Genomic DNA, 25,419 nt, shown 5'->3' on the forward strand with positions numbered 1-25,419 from the left:
TGGACTGACACAAGAAAAGTGCTCCTGACCAGGGATAATGGTGCTTGCGAAGACAACAAAAACCCATTGGAAAAGGAGCACTCTCAGAGTGAAGCCTACCCGCACCTATCCTCGCTTGCACATCGATACCGCGCCCAGCAACGCCCTCGGGCAAGCCGGCGGCATGCTGCTCACCGAAACCGTGCACACCAGCGGGCTCGGCCATCACCTGAAGCAGGCTCTGGCGGCATGGAAGAGACCCTTCGCCATCCACGACCCCGCCAAGATCCTCATCGACATTGCCATCACTTTGGCTCTCGGCGGTGACACACTCTCCGATAGTTCCGTCCTCCGCGACGAGCCCGATCTCTATGGGCCGGTGGCATCGAACCCGACGATCACTCGCCTCATCCGCACTCTCGCCGATGATGCCGACCAAGCCTTGGCCGCGATCAACACCGCTCGGACAGCTGCTCGTGCCCGCGTGTGGGAACTGGCCGGGGCTCAGGCACCGAACCATGACAGTGATGCTCGGGCTCCGCTGGTCGTTGATATCGATGCCACCTTGGTCACCGCCCACAGTGAGAAGGAAGAGGCGAAGCCCACGTACAAGAAAGGGTTTGGATTCCATCCACTGCTGGCGTTCATCGACCACGGACGATCGGGTTGCGGCGAACCCGTTGCCGGGCTGCTGCGACCGGGCAATGCCGGATCGAATACCGCTAGCGATCACATTCGGCTGGTCAAGGAAGTTCTCGCTGGTCTTCCCGGCGGCAGGCCGCGTCCGGGTAAATCGGTGCTCATCCGGACCGATACCGCCGGTGGCACCCATGGCTTCCTGACTTTCCTCACCAGGAGGCGCCTGTCGTACTCGGTCGGGTGGATGCTGCCGGCAACGATGCCTGATCTCTATCGCCAACTCATGAAGCTGGACGCGTGGGAGCCGGCCTACGACACCGACGGTCGTCCCCGCGAAGGTGCCGACGTTGCTGAGCTCACCGGAGTCCTCGACCTCAACGATTGGCCGGACGGGATGCGAGTCATCGTCCGTCGGGAACGACCCCACCCTGGTGCGCAATTGCGTTTCGATGACGTTGATGGGTACCGGCTGACCGCGTTCGCGACCAACACTCGCGGTATGCAGTTGGCCGATTTGGAAGTCCGGCACCGCTCCCGGGCACGGTGCGAGGACCGGATCCGCATCGCCAAAGACACCGGGCTGGCCAATTTCCCCCTCAAAGGCTTCGACCAGAATCGGGTCTGGTTGGCCATCGTCGCTCTCGCCGGGGATCTGCAGGCCTGGAGCGGACTGTTGACGTTCGTCGATGACGAGATTCGTCGGTGGGAGCCGAAGAAGCTGCGTATGCACATCTATACAGTGCCAGCGACGATCGCGAGGACGGCCCGTCGGGTGGTGGTGCATGTGAAAAACACTGCTCGATTCGCGCAAGACATCGTCGCTGGCCTGAACCGACTGCGTTCCTTGCCAGGGCCCGAGCCGGGATAACCATCGTGGTGTCCGTGTTCGTTCGAGTAGAGGAAACCAGTTGGGGTCGGAGTCCCCGCCCAACCGTGGCGACACACGGTGGCCGCGTCACACCCGAATGGCAAAATCAGAAACGAATGCGCTCCACAGCGCGAGAATCAAGGCGCGAGCCACACCGTGAAAAATTGAGGCTAGTCTTCACGAATATTCTGTGAGAGTTGGTCAGCAACGGCAGCATTATCCAAGTTCCTTCAGTCGTGATCGCCATGCCTCAATGATCGTAGCGACTACTTTTTCTGAATCTTCATGTTCCCAGAAACGCAGGACTAACCAGTCTGCCCTTTCAAAATTCCAGTCTGTGTCTCTGTCTCTATCCCAATTCTGCTGAATTTTGAGTTTCCAGAACTTCGAATTAGTCTTGGGCAAGGTGAAGTGTTCAGGGCACCGATGCCAGAAACAGCCGTCGACAAAGATCACAATTCTCGCACGAGTAAGCACGATATCCGCTCGACGGCGTATTGATTTCACAGGTGGAAAATCAACACGAAAACGCAATCCCTTTTGGTGCAACGCTGTTCTAATCAGCAGCTCTGGCTTCGTATCCCGCCTCCTATTGGCCTTCATAGTGCGACGGGCATGTTCCGACGATGCCCAACTCATCGCAGGTGATACCCCCTTGAATGTGCCCCTCGCCCCTCAGCCATATAGTTCGTCAGGAACATCGGGTCCTACCGACAGCGCTGAGAGTGAAGTGGAACTCCAGCAGTTTCGTAGGAATGATCGCGACTGTTCCCAAATTTACTTGCCCCTGGAGCTGGATGCTCGAACTTCTTCAAGGATTCCCTCCAGAAGTCCTGGCACATCTCGCCCGCCAAGGACCAACTGTCGATCTAGCAATCGATTCGCAGTCTCACAAGAGGTCTCGCTCACCAACGAACACCCGTGGCATGCTGACAGATTCAAGTTCGACGATCCCTGGCTGTCACTTTCGATGCAAACTGGGTCATTCGAACACACGTCGGCATCGTCCAGAGCGGCGAGAAGTAAAGGAACGAGTTTTTCGGGAGATCCAAGTCGAACCAATCCGCCCATCGTTCCTTGTGCATCCCCTGACGCAGTGTAGATCAAAATGCCCGCAGTCCGATCGGGCCTGCTTGAGTCCGCATAGATACGTTCTTGAAGAGAAGCAGACGAATATCCTGATTCGTGCGCCAAACGACGTATCAGCAAGTGAGCAATAGTGTGAAGCGCGACAAAGCGTGCTTCCGGGATACTAAGCCGTTGAGCCCAATCAATCTCATTGCGCCGGTTCTTCAGAATCTCAGCTCTCAGCCTGACGTTGGTGTTCTGTTCCCAATCGGCAAGCTTTGCTTCATCGAATTGGAGGAAGATACCTTCACCAAACATCTCGATCGCGGGAAGAACCTGTCTACGGATGCTCTTTACAGACATATCAGCGGGAATCAGTTCCGAATCGGCGCTGTGACGACGAAAACCCTTTAGCGCACGGACTTCTCGCACTCTCCGGACCTCGCCGACGGCCGACAACACCCCAGCCAATGAGGTCGGGAAAGCTGGCACAGAAGCTGTCAACCATGAATCGACGACAAAGTTGTCGTCACTTTGATCGCGCCCTAAAGAGGTTAGCTTTTTGTGGAAAGCAGCCCACTCGCCATCTTTGAGGCTGGTCAAAATGTCATCGTCTTGGATGTCGCCCTCTGCGGCCAATCGCGTGACCTCCTCTACAGTGGTTCCGACCTCATCAGCGATCCAGCCACTAATCATCTCGGATTTGGGCCCGCCATTGTCTGATACGACTCGGTGGAAATCCTCATGTCCACGTATTGCATCCGCTATTGCAAGTGACTGCGGCTTCTCCTCCGGGATGTCGAGAGCGGATACTCGCTCAGCAATGTAGTTGCTGGTTGCTCCCCGTTGAACGGCGACGAGTGGATGCTCGCAGGCGGATGCCTGATCGCGATCAAGCCAAGGCTGCGCACCCTCGCACCGAATACCGTCTCGAGCAAGGGCGTCTTTCAAAACGAGTTCGGAGAGCGACCTCGAACGCTTGCAGCCATCACAAACGATTCGGAGGGAATTCAACCCCTCTCCGCTCTTTGCCGATCGCACGAATCGTATCTCCTTATACGCCCGGCAGAATCTCACTTCCTCCGTGACTCCGTCATCATGTCCACGGTGCGCCCATTTGAACCACGGGACGTCCTGTATATGACTTCCCTTAGTGCAGATGGCGACGTATCTCATGGGGACAAGCGCACCTCCGCAGTCACACTTGTTAGTCCACTTGCCACGATTCCTTCCGGTCCGACGAGATAGCGCAGCGCAACGCTCGCAGAACCGCCACTCAGGAAAACGCCAATACAACAGTCCATTTGTATCCTTACCCGCCCGATTGGAGTGAGTCGGAGCCTCCCGGAGAACTGTTGGACCAAGTCGTTCGACGAGACGTTCGCAGTGGATCTCGGGGGACTGGCGCTCGTTCCACCATGAAGTGTCAGGAGCGATTAGGGATTCGCCTCGTATGTCTACGATTGCTCCCACACCAAACGGCGAAACCGTTTCGGACAGCCTCAGATCATGCTTTATTCGTTGCAATGACTTCTCCCTCAAACGGTTCGCGCACTTCGACCGCAACGTTTGGTTCAACGGACCTCATCGAGTCAGCAACCAACCAGCCAACACCACTTTGCCCGAACCTCTTAAACAGTGCGGCGTCATCACTGTTGCGCTGGTCATAGAAGAGATCTTCATTCAGTTCTCGGGCTGCTCTGGCTCTTTTATCCCACTCTCGAAGCAGCGAATCGATCCGATCACGCGTATCTGGAGCCTCTACTGGATCGGCTCTTTCGACGAGTTCGATAAATCGGTCCTTGAGCGCATCGATTATGGTGCGTTGCGCCGAGTTCTCCAGGTCGAATGACTTTGCGGAACCATTGGTAGATAGGCCCGGCCCAAGATGTCGGATCAGAGTCACAATGGCGCCAGCCAGTGATCTGTCCCTCGATGCTAATGACCACGGTGTGACGCTTGTCGGTTCAACGCTCCTGTAGAGCGCTTCATGATAGCTGCGAAAAGTTTCGAAATGCGATCTATCTCGAGCCCTGTTCGAGCGGAATAGGGTCGCTACTACGCCGCGAACATCACCTCGCCCGACACGACTGGTCGCTTGAATGTATTCTGACGTCGTTTTGGGCTGGCCGATCATGAGCATCAGCGCGAGTCGAGAAATATCAATGCCCACTGACAACATGTTCGATGACAGAACGACGTCAATGGCATCGCCTGATTCGTCAACCGTGCGACGCAGTTCTCTCAGATCGTTCGGCAATTCCTCCGGGCCGCGTCTACTAGTCAGTTCAAGTACACGGTCCGCTCGAACCTTCCTGAGCTCCAGGTCCAGTCGCTCTGCGCGAGGTTCGAGCCGAGCATTTACGTCATCGACGACGAGAGTGCCTGTTCGCCCCAACTCTCGCAGGCTGTTGTGGTACATAACAGCAGTCCAATATGCGTCATTTCCAACCTTGCCCTCGGGGTCTTTCCGAAGAATTTGCGGAATCTCGATCAGCGGAGCCGCCGCTGAAACGGTTGCTGACATCTGCGAGAGGGCCTGAGGCATGAGTCCCAAATAGAGGCGTCCCTCCCCGCTCTCCAGCGGACGAGAGAAGAATGTCCTATCGTCGTCGAGCCCTGAAGGTGGATACAAGGCTACGTTTCGACCGTAAAGACCGCGAACCTGTTCATCAGATGCGCGGATTGTCGCAGTAGACGCGATGATCTTAGGTTTGGTTCCTCCTGCCGACAACAGCATCTGAATGACTGTGTCAAAAACAGCTACAGTCGTACCTAACGGCCCCGACAGCAGATGAAGCTCGTCCTGAATAATCAGTGAAGGTTGTCGATAGGGGGTGTTCAGTCCGAGCAGTTTTCCTGATTCCGGCTTGAATTGCAGCCGAGCGAACTTGTCCACCGTTGCGAGAAGTATCGTTGGTGGCGTCGAATAGAGCATTTCGTCGACGACGAGGACCGGAAGTTCATCTGCAAATTCACACGACGAATCTACACAGTGGATCACCAGGTCCTTTCCTTCAATTTTCATTCCATAGTCTGAACGTCGTGGTGAACGATTCTTTGGAAGTAGTGGGCCTCCACACCAGGGACAGCTTTCAACTTGGAATCGATTTGCTTCCTCGGGCCTTCCTGCTTTCCAAAGGCGGTCTAGAGCGTCCTTGGCATCACGGCTCGTTGCAGGTGTCACCTCATTGCCGACCCAGAGTCCAATCGTGAACTGGGTCATTCCGTGTGCTCGCGGATCCCCGATCCGGTCAGAACGACGAAGCAATTCCATTGCGCAGATCAGCGACGCTGCCCGCTGGAACTGCTGAGAAGTAAGCAGGCGGAGCGTATATCGGGTAAGCACCGCAGTCCCACCCCCCGTAGGTCCGTCGACTAGTCTCCTTCGAAATATTTCGATCGCGGCAAGTCCCAGGTAAGCCTCAGTCTTTCCACCGCCAGTAGGGAACCAGATGAGGTCGACGAGCTCACGTTCGTCGTGCGTATCGTCGACAGTGGATGTAAGTGCGACTAGGAGAAAGCCAAGTTGGAATGGTCTCCAAGCTGGCTCGGTTCTTCTACCAGTCCGATTGAACGCGGCCTGGCTCATCTGCAAGCGCATTGCTGCCATGCCAAGCGAGAAAGCCTTCCGCAGTGTGCCGCTTCTGTCCGCTTCAAGCAGATCAACAGTCAGCCGCATTCGTTCTAGGGCCAGCTTCGACCTGCCGACGATCCGTGCGGCCACATCCTGATTCGGACCAAAGTGATCGACGCGAGCGTCCTGACTTTCAACCCAGCTCCCGAAAGCTTGAACAAAGGCACGCAGGGAGTCGATCACGGGAGAGGGAGCAACGTCCAAGGTCTCGAGATGTCTGAGTTCAAGAGCGGTCGCTTCCAGGCTCCCCTCTTCGAACCCAGTAGTTTCGACATCGGGAACTACAAAATGTGGAACCGGTTCGAGCCGAACCTCTGAACATTCTTCGTTCGCGATCGACCAGTCAGCAGCCATTCCATGTCCAACGGCATAGACTTTCTTATTGCGAAACCTCAGTCGTAACTCGGCGGTTTCGGCATCGCTGACAATGCTTCCTTTGGGGTCGTACTCGCGAATTTCACCATTTCCCACAGCTTTGACGCTCATCGCCACCTGGTAAAGCATTCTCACCGCGTCAAGGCGCATCTCACCCGTTGCTGCCGCTAGGACGCGTACGTGAACGGTGACCAGGTACGCATCACCAAAGGTCCGCCATCTTGATCCGACTTCGATCGGGACGCCACCAACTGTCTTATTATGCACACGATTCTCTGGACCCATTTCAAGGTCAGCGACGTTGAATGGATGTCGACGCCACCGAGGCGGACCGTCCTCTTCAACCGCGGAGTAAGTCGCACCGGAAACCTTACCGACCACCCGATCGCAATCAGTAACGAACGAGATCGCGGCCGACGATGGCCGCCAGTCCTCAGCAATTGGAACCGCTGCGCCGGCTTCTTCCACCTCACCGTCAAAGGAAGTTTCACCATTGACATCTGCCTCAGCCCCGCCTGATTCTCTCGAATCGTCGCCAGTTGACGATCCAACTTGCCCGGGGAATAGCATTCCGACAGCGTATTGCCTGTTGGGCGGATTGTAGACCACCTCGTCCTCTCCACCGTCTGGCCCCACATAGGCCGATTTCAAATGACGAAGCACCAATTTCTGCTCGCTGGTCAGTGTCATTGACGTCCAGCCTCCCGCCTCACCAGATGTCTCAGAGCTTTCCTGTCTTCTGTTCCTAGGACTATGTGAAGCGAGACCCTGGCTCGGGTAGCGGCGACGTAGAAGGCCGCTATGCCCGCTTCGTCGAGTCTGTACGGCAGACCGCACACGACGACGTGTTCGCTTTCCAGGCCTTTCGAGTATCGAGGGCTTGTCACAATGAATCCGCCTTCGATCGCTGGCGGTTCGACTGATCTGGGATTAATGATCCATATATCGGATTTTCGGATCCCGTCCGCAACTAGCTCAGCAGCAATTGCGATTCCGTCATCCACTCCGGGCGAACCGTCAACGTCGTGCCATTGCACTCTCTCGCCTTGCACAATGCCAGGATCGCCTACATCTGCATTAAGGTATTCCTGCACAACATGAACGATGGCGCGAGTGTTCCTGACATTGAGTGAAAGGTCCACCGTGATCGCTTCTGCAGCAATCAATTCCGCGATGTCTGCGTCATAGGCTCCGTCAATATGTGCTTGATTGTTCGGGTCCAGAAACATACGCCAGCGGCCGTGCGCTCGACCTCCGATAATCACTTCGTCGATCCGATCCATGGCCTCAGCCGTCATCATGTCCTGAGCTTCGTCGACCAACACGACGTCATACCGACTGGCAGCCCCCAAATCGTCAAATGCTTTTACGTCGACGTCTAAGTCTCCGAGATGAGGTGCGCTCGTCAAGTTTTTGAGACAAGTGATCGTTGATTCTTACGCGGCCAGGTCCTCCTGGCTGACTCCTTCGTACTTCGCCCACGCCACTGCCGGGGCACGGAAACCCGCCCTGGCATTCGGGCGCTGACGGTTGTACCAAACCTCGATGTACTCCATCACCGCAGTCCTGGCCTCTAGCCGCGTGCCGAAGGATTCGTGGTGGTAGAACTCGGTCTTCAGATGCGAGAAGAAATTCTCCGCCACCGCGTTGTCCCAACACACTCCGACCTGGCCCATCGACTGGGTGACCCCGTTGCCGGCACACCACGCCTGGAACCTCGCCGATGTGAATTGGCTACCCCGGTCTGTGTGATATATTGCCTGGTCAGAGCGCATGAATCCGTGGTCGCGAGCCATTTCCATCGCCTCGATGACCAAGCTCGTGCGCATGTGATCAGCCATTGACCAGCCGATGATCATGCCGGTGCACAAGTCGAGGACCGTGGCCAGATACAACCACCCCTCACCCGTACGCAGGTAGGTGATATCGCCGCACAGTCGCGTCCCGGGAACCTGCGAGGAGAAGTCCCGATTGCCGTCGGCATCGAGCATGTGATTGACGATATGGGCCGTATTCGCCTGCGGGTCCTGGACAGTCGTGGTCTTAAACGCCCGCAACCGTTTCGCCTGGAGACCGTGGGCGCGCATGATCGCTCCGACTGTGGATTCAGAGACGGCGATGCCATCATCGTTCAGCAGCACCGTCAGCGCCTGCCGCCCGGCCATGCCCTTCGTCGCCTTCGCCTTGGCCTTGACCGCCACGACCAGTTCGTGATGCCGTGTATCGCGTTGTGTGGGGCCTGCGTCCTTGCGCTTGAGCCAACGGTAGAACGATGCGCGGGCGATGCCGAGAGCCGTGCACATCATCACGATCGAATAGGTGGCCTTCTCTGCCTGAATGAACTCGTAGACATCCTCTACTGTCGCTTCGCTGCAAAGAAGGCGCTGACTTTTCCCAGGAACTCGTTCTCCTGCTTCAAGCGTGCGTTCTCGGCCACGACCGCCTGGTGATCGGCCCACGACACCGATTCCGGCTCGTCAGTGGCGAACTTTTCGGGATGCTCAGCCCGGTATTTCTTGATCCAGTTGCCCAACGTTCCGGCCTTGACACCGACTGACTCCGCGACCTGGACGATCGGTCGGTCCGAGGTCAGGAAGAGCTCGACGGCGTCTTCCTTGAATTTCTGGGTGTACTTCTTCCTGCTGGTGGTCACGATTGTGAGTGCTCCTTAAACCTGTCTCACAAAACCATACGGCCGCAAGGCGAAAAGTAGTCGGCAAGCGAGGGCGAGCGGAAGGTCACCAAGACAGAACGTCCTTGCTCCGACTCTTGTTTTGCGGCTTCAACCAGAACCAACGATTTGCCTGTTCCGGCTCCTCCCGAAACGAGCATTCGGTCATTTCTAACCAGTGCTGCCAAGACGCGAGACTGTCCCGAAGTCGCTCGATTCTGTTCTTCTATCACTGCGCCACGTTGCGCGTCAACGACCGGCATGCGAGTGAACTCGCCGAACAGGCGCGCGCGCAGGTCGGACAATCGTGCAAGCTTTGATCTCGGCGGTGCCGATCTGGAGTTTTCCGCAAGTGCTTCAAGTCGCGCGGTAATTCGTTCGACAGTCATTGACTCGTGCGCGATCCAGTTGAGCGGATTCCAATCGACAGCATTCGGAGGTGAGCCAATATCCGGAGTGATGACCAGAGCCTCATGGGCATACCAACCAAGGCCCTGTTCCCGAAGAATGTCTGCTAGTGCATATGCTGCAGTTCTCGCCTGTTCCATCGGCGAAGTGCGCAACTTATGCCAGTCTTTTCGTCGATCAATGCTGTACCACACGCCGTCATGCTTGCGCACGCCTCCGCCCTTAACCTCAACAACGATGACAATTCCACGCCAAAGGATCACAAAGTCGGCCTCTGCCTGCTGCTTATACGGATGTGATCGAAGACCGACGGAGTAGAAGGCGACTGCGTCGACATCTGCGTCGACTTCTTTCAGCAGCCTCGCTACTCTCCGTTCTGCTTCACTCCTCGAGGAGGTCTCGATATCGGTCAGAGAAGGTACAAGTATCATCAGTACTGCTCCTTCCAGAGCTCTTCGTATTCTCGGTATCCGAGGAAGTCGTTCATCGCTCCCCAGTTGTCGGCCACGTCAACTATGAGACATTCCTCTTTGCCCCCGTTTTCCTTACCGCGTAGGCCGCGACCAGCCATCTGAATATAAGCACCCGGGCTGAACGTCGGCCTAGCGATATATAGTGCTCTAACTCCAGGCGCGTCGAACCCCTGAACTAGCAGGTCACAATTCGCAAGAACTTGAATTTCACCCTCTTGGAACTGCCTAATGACCTCACGGCGCTGCTGACGGCTGGTCTGCCCACTTACTGATTGGGCTCCGATTCCCCGATACCGAAGCGATGCAGCCAATACCTGTGCCGAAAGCACACTCGGCGTGAACACGAGAATGGGCCAATCAGCGTGAGTGCTGATAGTCCGTAGAATGTGGTCTACCAGAACCTGCATTCGATGTTCGTTGCGACCAATTCGTTCATAGACCGCACGATCGATCAACCTCTTCGATTTCAATGATTGTTGCTCAGAGTTATCCAAACTGATTTCGATGCCCGTGTCCAAGACCTCGTGCTTGACATTGGCCAGGACCCCCAACTTCACGAGCTGCCGATAAGGGTCTTCACCAGGCAGCGCTAGTCGATTTGATCCGAACCGTGCGACAAGCTCCTTGGTACCGCTGTGGTCATCGGCACGACCTTTAAATGGTGTGGCTGACAAACCGACAAGTGGCCGGTCCCAACTCAATCCGCCAACGCCCAGCCATCGGAGAATGGACGTGTATCTGGTCGATCCTCCCGCCCGATGTGCCTCATCGATGAATACTGCCTGTGGAGTCCTCAGCCACTCGTATTCGGTCTGTCCCATGATCGCCTCAATTTTCGCGTCGGTTGCGACAATCACAGCAGCTTCAGTATCTGGTTCCAGGACGGTATTGGTGCTCCACAACCGACCGACAGTCAATGGACGCTCGTCACCCAAATAGCGCCAAACTGCTCCGAACGTCTGAACAGCCTGTTCGCAGAGTTCCTCTGACTGAGCGATCCAAAGGACAACTCCCGAGTAGACTTCGTCGACGAACAGCCTTAGGACGGTTTCCGTCGCAACTCGGGTCTTGCCAGCCCCGGTCGGAAGTTCAACCATTCCCTTCTGTGCGGGCCCCTTATCCGACGGCTGCGTTAGCACCGTACGAAGATCTTCACTTATCTTCTTTTGATAACTATGAAGTCTATTCAGCCGAACTGCTCCAGGAACGACAAATTCTCCGCTGAGCTGACGGTTACGCTGGCCAGCATACTGAGTCCCGAATCCCATTTTCCGCACCCACGAAACAGCAGCAGGTAAACCTGCCCACCTCTCAGGTACATCGGTGAACCCGGCCTCGCGGAACAAGCTCTCAAGCATCCGGAGGGAATCAGCGCCGTAAACTGTCAGAAACAGTTCTGCTACTGACGTCTCGTCTGAGACCAAATTCTGTGCTTCAAGCGCACTCCAAAGGCCAGTAGGTAGAGCTTCTTTTAGATCGTCAGGACCAATGTAAAGGTCCAGGCGCTCTGCGTCATTATCGATCGAGCATGCCTCTTGACGTTGCAATTCGAGCCGATGCTCCAGGCCAGCGTCTAAGACCTCGGAAAGCCGGATGTTATCCAGGCCCAATTCAAATGCTTCGTTGACAAACTGGAGGGTCCGCCTTTCATCGGCGTCGCTTTGCACAATCAGATCGTGTCCGTCAAGATACCAATCGCGGACCTGGTCTTCTACCCCGTCGTCAGTTACTACCCTTTTTGCTATCAGTTGTGCGCTTGCAACTTTTGCTGTCCCCAACCGAACGCCATAGCCAGAGCGAAGTCCCGTGTAGACGTCGAGCACTCGTTGAAACTCTCTTTGCCCCTCAACCACCATGGCGAACGAAAAACTGTCCGCAAATGGACGACATCCGACTACATCAACAAAAGCATCTATCTCGTCTGGCTCGACTCGTAAAAACGGACGGGAACGTCCACGAAGTATTTCCTCTTCCTCATCAGAAGAGGCCAGGTACACCGACGAAGGAGGAACCGGCTCCACAGTTCGATTGATCTTCGCTGGGATAGAAGTTGGCTTATCTTCCGTATATCCGATGCGGGACGCAGTGAGAATGAACTCCGAAAGAATCTCACTCTCGATCGCAGTCGGGAACACCTCTCCTTCAAGCATTTCACGGTAAACATGAGGAGGGACGGACTCTAGATCGTCTGGCAGGTTCAGTGTCGACAGAGCGTGGTGTGCACCCTTAAACAGCGGAAGTAGGGGACCGAACTTCACTAACGAAGGTGCTACGACATCTTTCGGTTTGCGGTACCCACGCGTTGATGGAAGAAGACCAGCCTCGCCTACGGCCCAGTCGACTGGTGACGGAACCGAATAAACCCTTCCGGTGGCAAGATCTTCCATGGTCCATGCGGCCGCTGGAAGGGAAAGCAATCCCATGGTCCACGATGCCCGCTGTTCGGCGGACGCCCCGACATGACGGAGCATCAACAAAACAGACACAGGACCCGGTCCTTCACCGGGCAAGACTTCTACCCGTTCGACGCGTCGCTCACCAGGACCAAGGTGGTCGTTGATGCCTGCAATTATCGTTTCTAGATAACTGTTTCGCTCAGTTTCGTCGTCGATGGAGTACCCATTAGATGGGCGCTGCACCACGCCGAGTTCATGTGCGACGCTTGGGAGGCAACGTCTACGGTCAAGAAGTACCCCAGCGAACTCTTCGCTTAGTGGAATATCTAAGTCCAAAACCTGTCCGGGCCAAGCCCAATCGCCGTCTTGGGTAGGTACCATAATTGACGCAGTTGACGCGGCCATCATTTTCACAGCAGTCGCGTGACTGACTGATAGCGCCGCATCCCATAGATTTTCAAGTTCGTCGCTTGTCGGCTCGACCGACAACATCGCAATCCGAGCATTGAGAATCGCTTCAGGATCAAGGTCACGAAATCCTCGTTCCCGTAGCAACTTCTCAACTCCGGGTTCGGTAAGGAAGTCAGGATCAATGAATACAGCGTCATCAATCCGGAGTCCTTCCTGACCACGGAGGAATACGATGCTACGGTCATCAAGGGATTTCATGCCATCAGACGTAGGTAATACCTTGGCACTGGAAATGGATTCCAAAGTTGGGTGCCTGATAACGGTTCGCAAAGCGTTAGCCGCCGATTGAGGGTCGTCTCCCTCGGCCCATTCGCGCAACCAGGTGAGAAGCCCCCGTTTGGGCATGATCTCCAATGCATTACGAACATCTCGAGCGCTCGGATCCAGGTCAGGCTGATTTGCAACGACAAACAGATCCCTGAGCCGGGACTGCCGAACATTGCTGGTGTAGCATCGCCAATGCGGTACGTCGTCTCCAGTGTTGGGAGACACGGACCACCCTTCGTGAACAGTATCCTCAAACCTGACGCCCAATTCCAAGGGCCGCAGCTGCAGGCCATTCCGTAGCGTTCCCAGTGCATCGGGGATAAATTCGCCTGATCCGGCCAATGCCACCACATGTGCGCCGAGAACGTCATCTGCGAAACCATGGCTCTCCTGCGCTCGTCCACGAGCGGGAAGGTAATCGAGGTGCCCCGCCGGATCCGCACTTCTTACCGAATTGAGCAGCGGAACGAACAGGTTCGCTAAACTACGAAAAATCTCGCGGTTATAACCATTATCCAGAAGGTTCGTGCGATCATCATTTATGCTCCATGGAGCATTAAATAATGCTGAGATCGAAGTTGTATCCTGCAGTTTGAAATATGACCAAAATTGCCCGACTCGCAGCTTTGATTGTCTGGCTGGCAATGCAACGCTGACTTTGACTTGTTCGCGTGACACCGCCTCGCCGACTTCGTGGCGGGCACTAGCAGTCGGAGAATGCATTGCACTACTGACGAACCATTCGTCATCTTCGCCTTCGGGGCGAACAATTCGAAACCGTCCTTCGCCAAGCGCACGTGATGCATGTTTAGTCTCGAACGGCTCCGATCCCAGTATTCGAAGTCGAATCTCGCGCACAGCCTCAACAAACAATAGGAACTCCGACGAAAATCCTTCAATCTCATCTTTGAGCTTATTCAGGTTAGCTGCGCCAGGCAGCTTTATGATGGTTGTCGCCCAAGAAGCGAGTTCGGCGAGAATTGGGTCGGCAGAAATTTCAGAGTTTGCATCCAACGACGTGGCTGTTCGCAATATCGGAAACTGCTTGGCCGTCGATACGGCAGTCAATGCGTTTCGCGCCTTTGCGGAGTTGAATTCGAAGGATATGGATCGACTCAGGACCTGTGGGGCCTCTGAAACAGCCAACACCGATTTGAACCCTAGACCGAAACGCCCGATCTCGTCTCCTCGTTTGCTACTCAGGTGCGCCATAGTCAGAGCCGTAAGACCACTCTTGGAAAATGGGCGCCCAGCGTTTGCACAGTAGAGTACCCGATTTTCCGTATCCAAGATGATCTCAACTCGGCCGCTATTATCTAGGCCAGATCCGTCAACTCCAGTTAATGCGTCAGCAGCATTCTGAACAAGTTCGAGCAGAGTTCTATTCGCATAGCCACCAGTGCGAATAGATTCCTCATGATTCCGATGCTCAGAAACGAGATCAGGATGAACTTTATAAGATTCGATAGTTTTGTCGAACTGAACACTAAGCTCGGCTTCTAACGTCGGATCTGGCTCCCAGGCCTCACGGTCATACGTCACTAGCGACAACTCCTTCGCTCCGGACAATACGTTCCGGACGTCACCAACGCTTCCACAACGACCAGCAATCGAACTTGCGGACCCTTGAGCTTGCACTTGGAAGGTCTTAACTACAGCTGACAACTGCATCCTACCCACAAAAAACGATTGCCAAGCGATCTAAATTCAGAATGTTCCGACACTGCCCAGCTTCCAAGTTTCACGCTCCACGACACTCCGTGCACGTCAGGGTAGAAGAGTCTTCGGAGGGGATCCTCCTAGAACAGAGATGAGTCTTTACTCACGGAGCCTTTCCCCTACAATTCACATCAACAGGAGTGTGGAATCCGTGTTAAACCACGAGGAATGTCATTCGATCACTTAGACTCTCCATTGTCGTGTCAGCCGGTCTGGCTAGAGTGGAAGTCAGTGTCAGCCCGCTCTTCGCAAACAGGCGCGTGGAGCTGACGTAACGGTATTGGGCGAAAGGAACCGCAAGTGGAGCTCGAAGTTCTGGATCTATTTACCGGAGCAGGCGGTCTCACCCAAGGCTGGCACGAGGCCGCGAAGGCACATAGCGTCGAGACTCGGACGGTGGGCGCAGTGGAACTCGATCCGACTGCCGCTGCTACCTACCGTGAGAACTTCGGCGACGCGGGACAATTCGTAGGTTCGATCGAGGACTGGTTGAATCAGATTGATACGCCTTCCGCAGATGTCATTCTAGGAGGACCGCCCTGCCAAGGCTTCTCCAAATTGGGCAAACGCGATATCAACGATATCCGGAACTTGCTGTGGAAGAAGTACGCAGAGACAATCGTTCGCGCTGAACCGCAGTATTTCGTCCTCGAGAACGTCATTCCGTTCCTGAGTTCGAGTGAGTATGTCGCGTTCAGGAACTCGACTCTATCCGGTGGGCTGCTACAGGACTACATCCTCGAACCTCATAGATTGATTGCGACCGACTATGGTGCACCTCAGAAACGTAAGCGCGCGGTGGTAATTGGCCGCCACAAGGATCTTCCGCAAGTGGGAGCTCCAACAGTCACCCATCCGGACAAGAAGAACGATTGGGTCACTGTAGGTAAAGCGTTCGCAGGAATTGAAACGCTGGTCGACGGCATCCATTTACCAAAGCGCACGTCTCCCGAAGGGTTCGAAGGACCGTACGAATCACGCGAGCTCCACCTCGGGCGTACGTACACCGATTTGTCTTTGAAACGCTTTGCAAACATCCCGCGCAATGGCAATCGGTTCGATATCCCAGACGAGCTGTTATCACCTTGCTGGAAGAGGACTCGTACTGGCTATTCCGATGTCATGGGCAGACTAGACGAAGACAGTCCATCGGTCACGATCAGAACTGAATTCGACAAACCGGAAAAGGGTCGTTATCTCCACCCCACGGCGCACAGAGCAATCACCCACTTCGAGGCAGCCCGCCTTCAAGGATTTCCGGATGACTTCAAGTGGCTTGGGTCCAAACCGAAAATTGCTCGACAAATTGGTAATGCTGTGCCCGTTCAGCTGGCTAGGGCAGTATCAGAACGCATTATCTTCGCCGCCAAAGGTCTACTACCGCTATCAGACGACAAGCACGAACCTGAACTTCCATTCGGCCCAAGCACAGGAGAGATGGCGGGCTGATATCCGCCAGCCTTCCGGTTGAACAAGCAATCGAATTCAGCCTTGTTCGCACGCCTTGCAGTTAACGTGCATCAATTATTGGAAAAATCACGGGCCCCGATCATTTCGACCGCGTCTTGGCGTCATACTTTGCATTTGGAACTATCCAGAAAGAGTTTGCGCCCGCCCGGAGCAACAGATGCTCCGGGCGACTTTCTCTGTGGCAACGACCCCAACCAAGCTCAATCATCACGAGCGAGGCGGCTAAGACTAAGCTCGGACTCGATGACCGCCTCAGTGTCCCCGCCCAATTGGGGCGCAGGAACAGCATCTGGCACCGGAGTCCCGCCGAACGCCAAAGGCACCCTCGGCGCCAGCACACAGCCAACACCCGGCTGATCGATCTCGGTGAGCATCGGGTTCTCCGTCGAACACCTCGGATCTGAGTTCACGAGTTCTCCGAAGGTCTGGAATCCGCCGACGAGCACCCCTGCCTCAGCGAGCAACTTTGTCGCTTCTTCGGAACGGTGCTTGGCGAACCAGGGACGCACCACAGCATCAATAGCCTCACGCGCCTCGAACCGACCACCCTCGGTCGACAAGTCGACGTCGAGCAGCTGACCGATCATTTCGAGCTTCTCGCTCAAGTCTGTCGCCGCACCGAGGCCTCGCCAGTGCTTGTTCGAAATCACGACGACCATCACCTGACGACCGTCCGCACACTCAAACGACTGACCATAAGCGCCATAAAGCCCATTGCCCAAGGCACCTCGGGTCTTCCCCGTCGCCTGCACCTCGGCGATGTAGCCGAGATTGCCGACAGTCGCGAGCATGACATCCGACAAAGCCAGGGTGATCTCCTGGCCCTTGCCCGAGGAACGACGACCGAGCTCCGCGGCCATGATCCCGTTGGAAATATAAAGCCCCGCAGCAACATCCCAGGCCGGCATCGCATTGTTGACCGGCCGCTCGTCATCACCAGTGATGATCGGGAAACCACTGGCCGCATTCACCGTGTAATCCACTGCCGGGGAACCGTCGTGCCACCCGCCCAGGCGGAGCATGACGAGATCCTCGCGATGCTGCTTGAGATTCTCATAGCTCAGCCACCCCCGCGCCGGCAGATTCGTGATGAGCGTGCCCGCCTCAGCAATCAGCTGCGTGGCGATCCTCTGCCCTTCCTCGGACTTCAGATCCAGCGTGACCGAACGCTTCCCCTTATTCAGAGACGCCCAGTAGATGCTCGTACCGTCATCGCTGATCGGCCACCGATTCGCATCGATGTTCCCACCGATCGGATCGATGCGAATGACATCAGCACCGAGCTGAGCGAGCGTCATCGAGCCCAGTGGGGCTGCGACGAAGGCAGAAATCTCAATTACTTTGAGGCCGGTCAGAGGTGCGGGGCGAGGGTCAGTCATGGCGGTGTTCCTCAGTTCTTCGTCGTCACGGTGGCAGCGATCGCGGTCTTCCCACCCGGGGCGATGGCCTGGAGTTCGTGGATACCGGGTTCGGTCTCCCGGCCGACGAGGTGGATCTGCTCATTCGCGAACAACGGGGACTTCGCAGTAAACCGATATTCGGCCACGACCGCCTCGGGGTGGGTGGACATGAACGCATCCAACAACAATGTCGCGGTCAAGGGGCCGTGCGTGACCAGGCCGGGGTAACCTTCGACCTCGGTGACATACGGGTGGTCGTAGTGGATGCGATGGGAGTTGAACGTCAACGCCGAGTAGCGGAAAAGCATGACCTCGTTCGGTCGCACGCTCTTCACCCAGTCCCAACCGTCTGGTGCCGGCGAGTCTTCACGTGGGGGCTTCGTCGCCGATCCCTCCGGTACCGAGGTGGCTTCCCGGTAGACGATTGTGTGCCGATCCGTCGTGGCAGGCTTCCCGTCAGCAGTGAGCTCGTGACGAAGCACGACGAAACACAACGGGCCGGTGCTGCCGGTCTTCTCCGTGATCGAGTCGATCGTCGTCGTCCGCTCAATCGTCTGCCCGGGCAGAATCGAAGCGTGGAAGGTCAGGTCGCTGCCGGCCCACATCCGCCTGGGCAGGGGCACCGGGGGCATGAACCCACCGAGCGCGGCATGCCCGTCGGCGCCGAGGTCACTCATCGGCACATCATCTTCAGAGAAGTGCAGCCAGTGCCCCATTGGGAACAGCGGCGACGCCGGGTCACCGTCATGGCCGAGCAGTGTCGCCAGGCGTGCGGCCCGTTCCCCATCGGCGATCTCAGTGGCGGTGGCACTGCGGCCGACCCAGTCTTGGAGGTTCGTCTCACTCATCGCAGTCAAGTTCCTATCATCAGTTCGTTAATGCGCCCACAACCTGCCAATTACTACCCGACGGCGGCGCAGATACCTGGCGCGAGGTTGCAGGGCCGCCGTCAGGTAGTAATTCAGCGGCCGAGGAGTTCGTCGGAGATGATGCGCATCTGGATCTCCGAGGACCCTTCGAAGATCTTCGTCAACCGGGCATCTCGCCAGTGGCGTTCGACGGCGAAGTCCTTCGTGTACCCGGCACCACCGTGGATCTGCAGAGCCTCCGAGGTGACCTTCTCGCTCATTTCTCCGGCCAGGTACTTCACCATCGCTGCTTCCTTGTCACAGCGGCGACCGGAATCGATCTCCGTGCACACGTGGTACATCAGCTGCCGGCATGCCTCGATCTGGGCAGCCATGTCCGCGACCTTGAACCGCAGATGCTGGAAATCCGCGAGGGGATGCCCGAACTGTTCGCGTTCCTTGAGGTACTTCACCGAGTCCTCGAGAGCCGCCTGAGCCAGTCCGATCGACCGCGCCGCCGTGTGCGCACGCCCGACCTCAAGACCGGACACCGCTTGGTAGAAACCGCGGCCTTCTTCGCCGAGGAGGGAATCAGCAGGCAGGACGAAGTTGTCGAACGACAGCTCCCAGGTCTTCCACCCGTGGTAGCCGATCTTCTTCGCCGGTGCCCCGGAGATCCCCTCGGGAAAGGTGCCGCGTTCCTTCTCGACGAGGAACACCGAGATCCCCCGATGCCGCTTCTCCTCCACCGAGGTACGAGCGAAGAGGACGATGTAGTCGGCCTGATCGGCGTACGTGCACCACATCTTCGTGCCGTTGATGACCCAATCACCATCGGCATTGCGCTCGGCCTTGCACCGCAGGTTCGCCACATCCGACCCGGCCTCGGCCTCGGAGAGGGCGAAGGCCCCGAGGTACTCACCACTGGCGACCTTCGGCAATAGCCTGGCTTCCTGTTCGGGCGAGAACCCACCACCCATGCCGTTGCCACGGGCGAGCAGTCCGGCCACGGACATCCAGGCACGGGAGAGTTCCTCAGCCACGAGGCAGTACTCGAACACACCCAAACCGAGGCCGCCGTACTCTTCGGGGATGAGGATGCCGAAGAACCCCATCTCCGCCATCTGCTTGACCATCGAATCCGGGAACTGCCCCTCGACAGGGTCAAGCTCATTTGCAATCGGGAGGACGACATCACGGACGAACTCGCGGGCGAGCGCCTGAATTTCGAGGCGCTCCTCGGTCATCATGTGCGGAGTGTCCGGGCGTGGACGCGGCTTATGAGTCATGGGTGGATCCTCCCTCAGGCCCTGTTGCGGCCGATGAGCTGCTTGGCGATGACGTTCATCTGGATCTCGTTCGTGCCCTCGCCGACGATCATCAGCGGGGCATCCCGGTAGTAGCGTTCGACGTCGTATTCGGTGGAGTATCCGTAACCGCCGTGGACGCGGATGGCGTCGAGGGCCACCTCGGCGGCCATCTCCGAGGCGTAGAGCTTCGCCATTCCGGCCTCCATGTCCACACGCGCCCCCGAGTCATACGTGCGGGCGGCGTGGAGGACGAGCTGCCGGGCGGCCTCGAGCTTCGTGGCCATCATGGCGAGCTTGTTGCCCACCGACTGGTGCTTCCAGATCGGCTTGCCCATCGACTCGCGCTCCTGCGAGTACTTCACGGCATCATCGAGGGCGGCCTGAGCGACGCCGAGCGACCGGGACGCGACCTGGATGCGGCCGATCTCGAGTCCCTTCATCATCTGCTTGAACCCGACACCCTCGGTCTCGCCGAGCAGCTGCGACTGCGGCTGCCGGAGTCCGTCGAAGGACAGCTCGCAGGTCTCGACGCCCTTGTACCCGAGCTTCGAGAGATCCTGGGAGACGGTGAAGCCCTCCCCCTTCTCGACGAGAATGATCGAGATGCCCTTGTGCCGCGGTTCCGCCTCGGGGTCGGTCTTGCACAGCAGCGCGATGAGATCGGACTTCCGGGCGTTCGTGATCCACGTCTTCGAGCCGTTGATGACGTAGTCATCGCCGTCCTTGACAGCGGTGGTGCGCATGGCCTGCAGGTCGGATCCGCCGCCGGGTTCGGTCAGTGCCATCGTCGCCCGCAGCTCGCCGGTGGCCATCCGCGGCAGGTACTGATCCTTCTGCGCGTCGGTGCCGTATTCCTGGATGAGCTTCGCTACGACGGTGTGCCCGCCCATGGCACCTGCCAGCGACATCCACCCGCGGGCGAGCTCCTGGGTGATGAGTGCGTAGGTCTCGGTCGAGACCTTGCCCATCCCCCAGGGTTCGTCGATGGCGAGCCCGTAGATGCCCATGTCCTTCATCGTCTGGATCCACGCTTCGGGGTATTCGTTGGCGTGCTCGACCTTGTTGACGCTGGGCTTGACCTGTTCGTCGATGAATTCGGCGACCAGGTCGATCATCATCTGCTCTTCGTTGCTCACTGCCATGCGGGATCCATCTCCTCGATCATTGAGGGCACCGCCTGCAGACGATGCTCTGAGTGATCGCCCGGCCCGCATCACCCGCTACCCGCTCAGCCGTGCCGGTCAAGTGCCGAACCGTGGCTGCGCAATGATGCGGTCGATCTCGTCGGCGAGCTCTCACCATTAGTTAATGAGAGAATAACAATATAGATCAATTATTGCCACAATCCATAACAGTCGAGGATGGTCCGACGAAATCGCCAATCGGTGAGTGCTACCCCAACATCCCCATCACCGACTCCCGCACCTGCAGGGCGGCGAGGAACCCGAACAGGGCCAGACACACACCCAGCAACACGTTCGACCACTTCGTGTTGCGCAGCTGCGCCGGCACGGTCGACCGATTGAGGATGACGAGCAGAGCGAGTGCGAGCACCGGCAGGATGAACGCGCTGATCGCCGCGTAGACGAGCACCAAAGTGACCGGTTTGCCAAGGCTCATGATGACCAACGTCGCGATCGAGAGATAGACCAGTGCCCCGCGGAACTCGACCGACTTCGCCGACATCTCGTGAGCCGGTTCGTCCTGATGCGGGTAGCGGCGCAGCACGCGCAGGCAGTCGGCAGTGACGTAGGCGATGCCGGAGAACCCGCCGAGCACGCTCGTGTACACCACCGCGAGGAAGCTGATGAGGAACACAAGGCGCCCGGTCTGACCGATCCGCCCGACGAGGTCATCGGCGATGGCGAACAGGGCGTCATTGTCCGAAATCGTGAAACCCTGCCCATAGAGGATGAAGGCGCCGACGGCGCTCATCGCCACTGCGAAGACGAAGACGAGTCCGTAGCTGATGAACAGGTCGAGGCGTACGACCGGCTTCCAGTCAGGTGTGCGCCAGGCCTTCTCTCGGATCCAGAACGAGTAGGCGAGGATGCCGGTCGCTCCCCCGACCCCGCCGATGAGTGACATCACCGTGATGATCGAGGCGTTCGGGAACGTCGGCGCGATCGTCGCCGCGGCCACGTCCTGAGCATCCTGACCCTGGAACACGGAGATCGCCAGCGCCAAGATACCGAAGAACATGATGAAGCCGAAGCCCATCATCGCCTTCTCGACGATCCCGTACCGGCCGATGCCGACAAGCACCGCGGCGGAGAGAAGCACGACGATCGCGGTCGGCCAGAACGGCAGGACGGGGAAGATCGCCTGCAGGATCGTCGTTGTCACCGCGATGACCCCGGCTCCGAAGAACAGCCCGACCAGCAGCTCGGCGATGAGGAAGAGGATCGGGAACGTTCGTCCGCCGAACCGCGTGAGGTGGGAGATCAGGGAGCGGTCCCCGCTCATCTGCAGCCGGGAAACCGCCTCGGAGAGGACGAACTTGAGGACAATGCCGACCGTGAACACCCAGATCAGCGCGAGCCCGTACTCGGCGCCGGAGTTCATCGTCGTGATCATGTCCGAGGCCCCGACGCTGGCCAAGGCCAAGACGATGCCCGGCCCGATGAGCCGCAGCCGTCCGGTCAGTGATTTCGGCGCCGAGGCGGCGTTCTTCGTCTGCGACGTCATATCGGCGGACATAGGCGGGTGAGGCTCCTTCACGTGGGTAGGTCGACGACGCCACCGGAATTGTTCACTCGGGGCATCGTTCGCTCAGGAGAGTATGGCCGAGGTCGCCGCATCTCGGGACGGAAGTCTCAACACCCGGGAAACACCTCTGTTGCAGCGCTGCTCACCAACCGCTCAAGACCCAATCTAGTCGCCGATTCTGAAGCCGATCCGCAGTTTTTGAGCGTATATTCGACGCCATGACCGAAGCACTCGATGAGGGCCCCTTCTTCCACGGCACCCGTGCCGAACTCGCGCCTGGGGACCTGCTCACCGCAGGTTACGCGTCGAACTACCGGCCGGAAGTGACGATGAACCACATCTACTTCACAGCCCTGCCCGATGGGGCAGGACTAGCCGCCGAGGTGGCCGCCCTGAACTCCGGATCACCGCACGTCTACGAGGTCGAGCCCCTCGGCGAGTTCGTCGACGACCCGAACGTCACGGACAAGAAATTCCCGGGCAACCCCACCCGTTCCTACCGCAGCGCCGAACCGCTGCGCATCGTCCGTGAGGTCGCCGAATGGAAGCGACTGAGTCCGCAGGAACTGCAGATGTGGGGCGAGCGCCTCGCCGCCATCCGCGAGGACGATGACAAGGAGATCATCAACTGAGACCCTCTCGGGCTGGGAGGAATCAGTCCTGCTTGGCTCCGAACACGGGATGGTCGCTGGCGATCGAGATGCGGTTGAACGCGTTGATGAGGATGGTCGACCATTCGATCGCCGAGATCTGCTCCGTCGTCAGGTGCTGAGCCACCTCGGCGGCGATCGCGTCGCGATCCTCCGTCTTGTCCAACACGGTCAGGGACTCGGCCAAGGTGAGTGCGGCGAACTCCTGATCAGTGAAGATCTCGGCCTCATGCCAGCTCGGCAGCACGTCGAGCTTGAGCTGCGAGACCCCGGCCTTCCTGGCGGCCGGAGCATGGATGCTCAGGCAGGTGCGGCAGCCGTTGATCTGTGAGACCCGTGTGTTGACGAGCTCGATGAGCCCGTCATCGAGGCCTGCGGCACGTGAGGCCTTCCGCGAACTCGCGGCCGCTTGGGCCAGAGCCTTGTAGTTCTCGGGGTGGATCTTGTCGATGAATGGTCGGCTTGCGTTGCTCATTCCCTCACTCACGCCTGTCGTTTGACGATGTCGATGTCGGCACCGGTCGCGTTGCGGAACTTCCCGCCCTGCGCGGCATAGTCATCGCCGGTCTCCTTCAGCTTCTTGACGAAGAGCGGGCAGACAGGAACGACGGTGATCTCGCGCTCAAGCGAGTCCTCGAGCGCCTCGGCGACGAGGATCTTCGAGAGTCCGCGACCGCCGAACTCCTCATCGACGACCGTGTGATGGAAGATGCGTTCGGTCTCGGCGTCGGGGCCGGGCAGGAAATAGGCGTGTCCGGCGACGGTCCCGTCGGCCACGGTGATCTGGTAGGACTGTGTCGATTCGCTGAGGTCGACGGCCACTTCGGCGCCGGTTTTGTCCTGGAATGTCTTCGCCATGTTCACAGACTCCTTCGGTAAGGACCGGTTGCCCGGTCATCGAGTACGACAGATCTCGGTGCGGGCTTATTCCCCGGTGATCATTCCTCGGGTCCGCCTTGGACCCGCGGCGGCGGATTCTTCCGCGCTTTGATGGTCACGTCGGGCAGCCTCGGTGCGGGGAGCCTGTCCATGCCATCGGCATTGCGTCCGGGACCGCCTTTGCCGACGTAGCTGTCGACGGCACCGAACCGGTCCCCTTCGGCCTGCCATTCCTCCCGGTAGGCCGCGATCTCCTCGTGGGTGCGCCCGACGAAATTCCACCACATGACGATCTCCTCGGGGAAGGGTTCCCCGCCGAGGAGGATGAGCCGGGCGGGTTCGTCACCGCGGTTGGCGATGCGCAGCTCGTCGACCCCGACCCCGGTGTAGCCGATCGCCGCGACCGGCAGGTCGACGTTCTCCAAGGTGATGTCGCCGGAGTCGACGAGGAGGCCGTGCTCGAAGCGCGGATCGGCGGGCAGGTCGATGCTCGCACCCGGATCGAGGCGGATCTCGGCACCGAGCAGCGGCGAATGCGTCTGCACCGGTGAGGCCGTTCCCCACAGCTGCCCGAGGAAGACGAGCAGCTGCCCGCCGTCGAAGGCCACAGGCGTGGGTTCATAGTGCTCGAATTCGCGTTCGGGCAGGTGGCGGGAGGCCTCGGGCAGGGCCAGCCACAGCTGCACACCGTGGAGGTTCGTCGTGTCCTCGGTCGAGACCTCGGAGTGGCAGATGCCGGCGCCGGCCGTCATGAGGTTGACCTCGCCGGGCAGGACGAGGCCGGCATTGCCGCCGGAATCGATGTGCTGGATGGCGCCGTCGAAGAGCCAGCTCACGGTCTGCAGACCGGTGTGCGGGTGAGGTGCGACATCCATGCCGCCGGTGGCCGAGACATCGGCAGGGCCGTAGTGGTCGACGAAGCACCACGGTCCGATGAGCGAGCGCTGCCGCTGCGGCAGAGTCCGCCGCACGGTCATCGCGCGCGGTCCGCCCAGAGGCACTTCGCGGGAGGTGATGATCTCGACGGCGGAACGCCCCTGCTGGTCACAGTTGGGACCGGGAAGTCCGCCGGCAGTGCAGACGACTTGTACGGGGCGGGTCTCAACGTTGCTCATGGCCACATCGTAGCCCTCTTCGCAGTGCCCGGGGCGAGGTCTCGTCAGGCAGGATGAGGGCTCATGG

General features: G+C 58.1%; 18 protein-coding genes. 3 read left to right on the forward strand and 15 right to left on the reverse strand.

What is annotated here, in order from left to right:
* Positions 1 to 88 precede the first annotated feature (88 nt).
* Positions 89 to 1,486 carry an IS1380 family transposase gene (locus GUY37_RS17595; RefSeq protein WP_166823159.1) on the forward strand — a complete coding sequence of 466 codons (1,398 nt, stop codon included), beginning with the start codon at positions 89 to 91 and terminating at the stop codon, positions 1,484 to 1,486.
* Positions 1,487 to 1,702: 216 nt separating this feature from the next.
* Here GUY37_RS17595 and GUY37_RS17600 read toward each other — a convergent pair whose 3' ends face one another.
* From GUY37_RS17600 to GUY37_RS17635, 7 genes are all read right to left on the reverse strand, one after another.
* Positions 1,703 to 2,125, reverse strand: coding sequence for a very short patch repair endonuclease (locus GUY37_RS17600; protein ID WP_166828385.1), 423 nt, complete (start codon positions 2,123 to 2,125; stop codon positions 1,703 to 1,705).
* 138 nt (positions 2,126 to 2,263) lie between these two features.
* Entirely contained in the window at positions 2,264 to 4,132 is a 1,869-nt protein-coding gene (locus GUY37_RS17605) for a DUF1998 domain-containing protein (protein ID WP_323127513.1), read from the reverse strand.
* Positions 4,062 to 7,256, reverse strand: coding sequence for a helicase-related protein (locus tag GUY37_RS17610; protein WP_166828391.1), 3,195 nt, complete (start codon positions 7,254 to 7,256; stop codon positions 4,062 to 4,064). The genes GUY37_RS17605 and GUY37_RS17610 overlap by 71 nt, the downstream gene beginning before the upstream one ends.
* Entirely contained in the window at positions 7,253 to 7,975 is a 723-nt protein-coding gene (locus tag GUY37_RS17615; RefSeq protein ID WP_166828394.1) for a DEAD/DEAH box helicase, read from the reverse strand. Before GUY37_RS17615 ends, GUY37_RS17610 begins: the two co-directional genes overlap by 4 nt.
* A 27-nt stretch (positions 7,976 to 8,002) precedes the next feature.
* Positions 8,003 to 9,219 (reverse strand): IS3 family transposase gene (locus GUY37_RS17620; protein ID WP_407645371.1). Its coding sequence is split into 2 segments (ribosomal slippage): positions 8,003 to 8,961 and positions 8,961 to 9,219, totalling 1,218 coding nucleotides; the frame shifts between segments, so codons are not numbered across the junction.
* A gap of 26 nt (positions 9,220 to 9,245) precedes the next feature.
* On the reverse strand, positions 9,246 to 10,076 hold the full coding sequence (locus tag GUY37_RS17630; protein ID WP_166828397.1) for an NERD domain-containing protein/DEAD/DEAH box helicase: 831 nt from the start codon (positions 10,074 to 10,076) through the stop codon (positions 9,246 to 9,248).
* A complete protein-coding gene (locus GUY37_RS17635; protein ID WP_208094717.1) occupies positions 10,076 to 14,794 on the reverse strand; it encodes a sacsin N-terminal ATP-binding-like domain-containing protein in 4,719 nt (1,572 codons plus the stop codon). The genes GUY37_RS17630 and GUY37_RS17635 overlap by 1 nt, the downstream gene beginning before the upstream one ends.
* Positions 14,795 to 15,271: 477 nt before the next feature.
* Between GUY37_RS17635 and GUY37_RS17640 the strand changes: the two genes are divergently transcribed.
* Positions 15,272 to 16,420 carry a DNA cytosine methyltransferase gene (locus GUY37_RS17640; protein WP_166828402.1) on the forward strand — a complete coding sequence of 383 codons (1,149 nt, stop codon included), beginning with the start codon at positions 15,272 to 15,274 and terminating at the stop codon, positions 16,418 to 16,420.
* Between the two features lie 221 nt (positions 16,421 to 16,641).
* On the opposite strand, the gene GUY37_RS17645 is transcribed toward GUY37_RS17640, so the two are convergent.
* From GUY37_RS17645 to GUY37_RS17665, 5 genes are all read right to left on the reverse strand, one after another.
* Positions 16,642 to 17,820: a CoA transferase gene (locus GUY37_RS17645; RefSeq protein ID WP_166828404.1), complete on the reverse strand. Its 1,179-nt coding sequence runs from the start codon at positions 17,818 to 17,820 to the stop codon at positions 16,642 to 16,644.
* An 11-nt stretch (positions 17,821 to 17,831) separates the two neighbouring features.
* The gene (locus GUY37_RS17650; protein ID WP_166828406.1) at positions 17,832 to 18,689 is read right to left on the reverse strand and encodes an FAS1-like dehydratase domain-containing protein; all 858 of its coding nucleotides are present in this window, start codon (positions 18,687 to 18,689) and stop codon (positions 17,832 to 17,834) included.
* A 113-nt stretch (positions 18,690 to 18,802) separates the two neighbouring features.
* Entirely contained in the window at positions 18,803 to 19,978 is a 1,176-nt protein-coding gene (locus GUY37_RS17655; protein ID WP_166828409.1) for an acyl-CoA dehydrogenase family protein, read from the reverse strand.
* A 14-nt stretch (positions 19,979 to 19,992) separates the two neighbouring features.
* Positions 19,993 to 21,141: an acyl-CoA dehydrogenase family protein gene (locus tag GUY37_RS17660; RefSeq protein WP_166828411.1), complete on the reverse strand. Its 1,149-nt coding sequence runs from the start codon at positions 21,139 to 21,141 to the stop codon at positions 19,993 to 19,995.
* A gap of 250 nt (positions 21,142 to 21,391) precedes the next feature.
* Positions 21,392 to 22,699, reverse strand: a complete 1,308-nt coding sequence (locus tag GUY37_RS17665) for an Nramp family divalent metal transporter (protein ID WP_166828414.1) — start codon at positions 22,697 to 22,699, stop codon at positions 21,392 to 21,394.
* A 227-nt stretch (positions 22,700 to 22,926) separates the two neighbouring features.
* On the opposite strand from GUY37_RS17665, the gene arr reads away from it, so the two are divergent.
* Positions 22,927 to 23,340 carry an NAD(+)--rifampin ADP-ribosyltransferase gene (gene arr / locus GUY37_RS17670; protein ID WP_166828416.1) on the forward strand — a complete coding sequence of 138 codons (414 nt, stop codon included), beginning with the start codon at positions 22,927 to 22,929 and terminating at the stop codon, positions 23,338 to 23,340.
* Between the two features lie 22 nt (positions 23,341 to 23,362).
* Here arr and GUY37_RS17675 read toward each other — a convergent pair whose 3' ends face one another.
* From GUY37_RS17675 to GUY37_RS17685, 3 genes are all read right to left on the reverse strand, one after another.
* Entirely contained in the window at positions 23,363 to 23,833 is a 471-nt protein-coding gene (locus GUY37_RS17675; protein ID WP_166828418.1) for a carboxymuconolactone decarboxylase family protein, read from the reverse strand.
* Between the two features lie 8 nt (positions 23,834 to 23,841).
* A complete protein-coding gene (locus GUY37_RS17680; RefSeq protein WP_166828420.1) occupies positions 23,842 to 24,216 on the reverse strand; it encodes a GNAT family N-acetyltransferase in 375 nt (124 codons plus the stop codon).
* An 80-nt stretch (positions 24,217 to 24,296) separates the two neighbouring features.
* Positions 24,297 to 25,352, reverse strand: coding sequence for a pirin family protein (locus GUY37_RS17685; RefSeq protein ID WP_166828423.1), 1,056 nt, complete (start codon positions 25,350 to 25,352; stop codon positions 24,297 to 24,299).
* Between the last annotated feature and the right edge of the window lie 67 nt (positions 25,353 to 25,419).

The organism is Brevibacterium limosum (assembly GCF_011617705.1).
GTDB lineage: Bacteria > Actinomycetota > Actinomycetes > Actinomycetales > Brevibacteriaceae > Brevibacterium > Brevibacterium limosum.

Coding starts and splice junctions, on each gene's coding strand:
- GUY37_RS17600 (WP_166828385.1), bottom strand. CDS start 2,125: ATGAGTTGGGCATCGTCGGAACATGCCCGTCGCACTATGAAGGCCAAT.
- GUY37_RS17610 (WP_166828391.1), bottom strand. CDS start 7,256: ATGACACTGACCAGCGAGCAGAAATTGGTGCTTCGTCATTTGAAATCG.
- GUY37_RS17630 (WP_166828397.1), bottom strand. CDS start 10,076: ATGATACTTGTACCTTCTCTGACCGATATCGAGACCTCCTCGAGGAGT.
- GUY37_RS17645 (WP_166828404.1), bottom strand. CDS start 17,820: ATGACTGACCCTCGCCCCGCACCTCTGACCGGCCTCAAAGTAATTGAG.
- GUY37_RS17650 (WP_166828406.1), bottom strand. CDS start 18,689: ATGAGTGAGACGAACCTCCAAGACTGGGTCGGCCGCAGTGCCACCGCC.
- GUY37_RS17655 (WP_166828409.1), bottom strand. CDS start 19,978: ATGACTCATAAGCCGCGTCCACGCCCGGACACTCCGCACATGATGACC.
- GUY37_RS17660 (WP_166828411.1), bottom strand. CDS start 21,141: ATGGCAGTGAGCAACGAAGAGCAGATGATGATCGACCTGGTCGCCGAA.
- GUY37_RS17665 (WP_166828414.1), bottom strand. CDS start 22,699: ATGTCCGCCGATATGACGTCGCAGACGAAGAACGCCGCCTCGGCGCCG.
- arr (WP_166828416.1), top strand. CDS start 22,927: ATGACCGAAGCACTCGATGAGGGCCCCTTCTTCCACGGCACCCGTGCC.
- GUY37_RS17675 (WP_166828418.1), bottom strand. CDS start 23,833: ATGAGCAACGCAAGCCGACCATTCATCGACAAGATCCACCCCGAGAAC.
- GUY37_RS17680 (WP_166828420.1), bottom strand. CDS start 24,216: ATGGCGAAGACATTCCAGGACAAAACCGGCGCCGAAGTGGCCGTCGAC.
- GUY37_RS17685 (WP_166828423.1), bottom strand. CDS start 25,352: ATGAGCAACGTTGAGACCCGCCCCGTACAAGTCGTCTGCACTGCCGGC.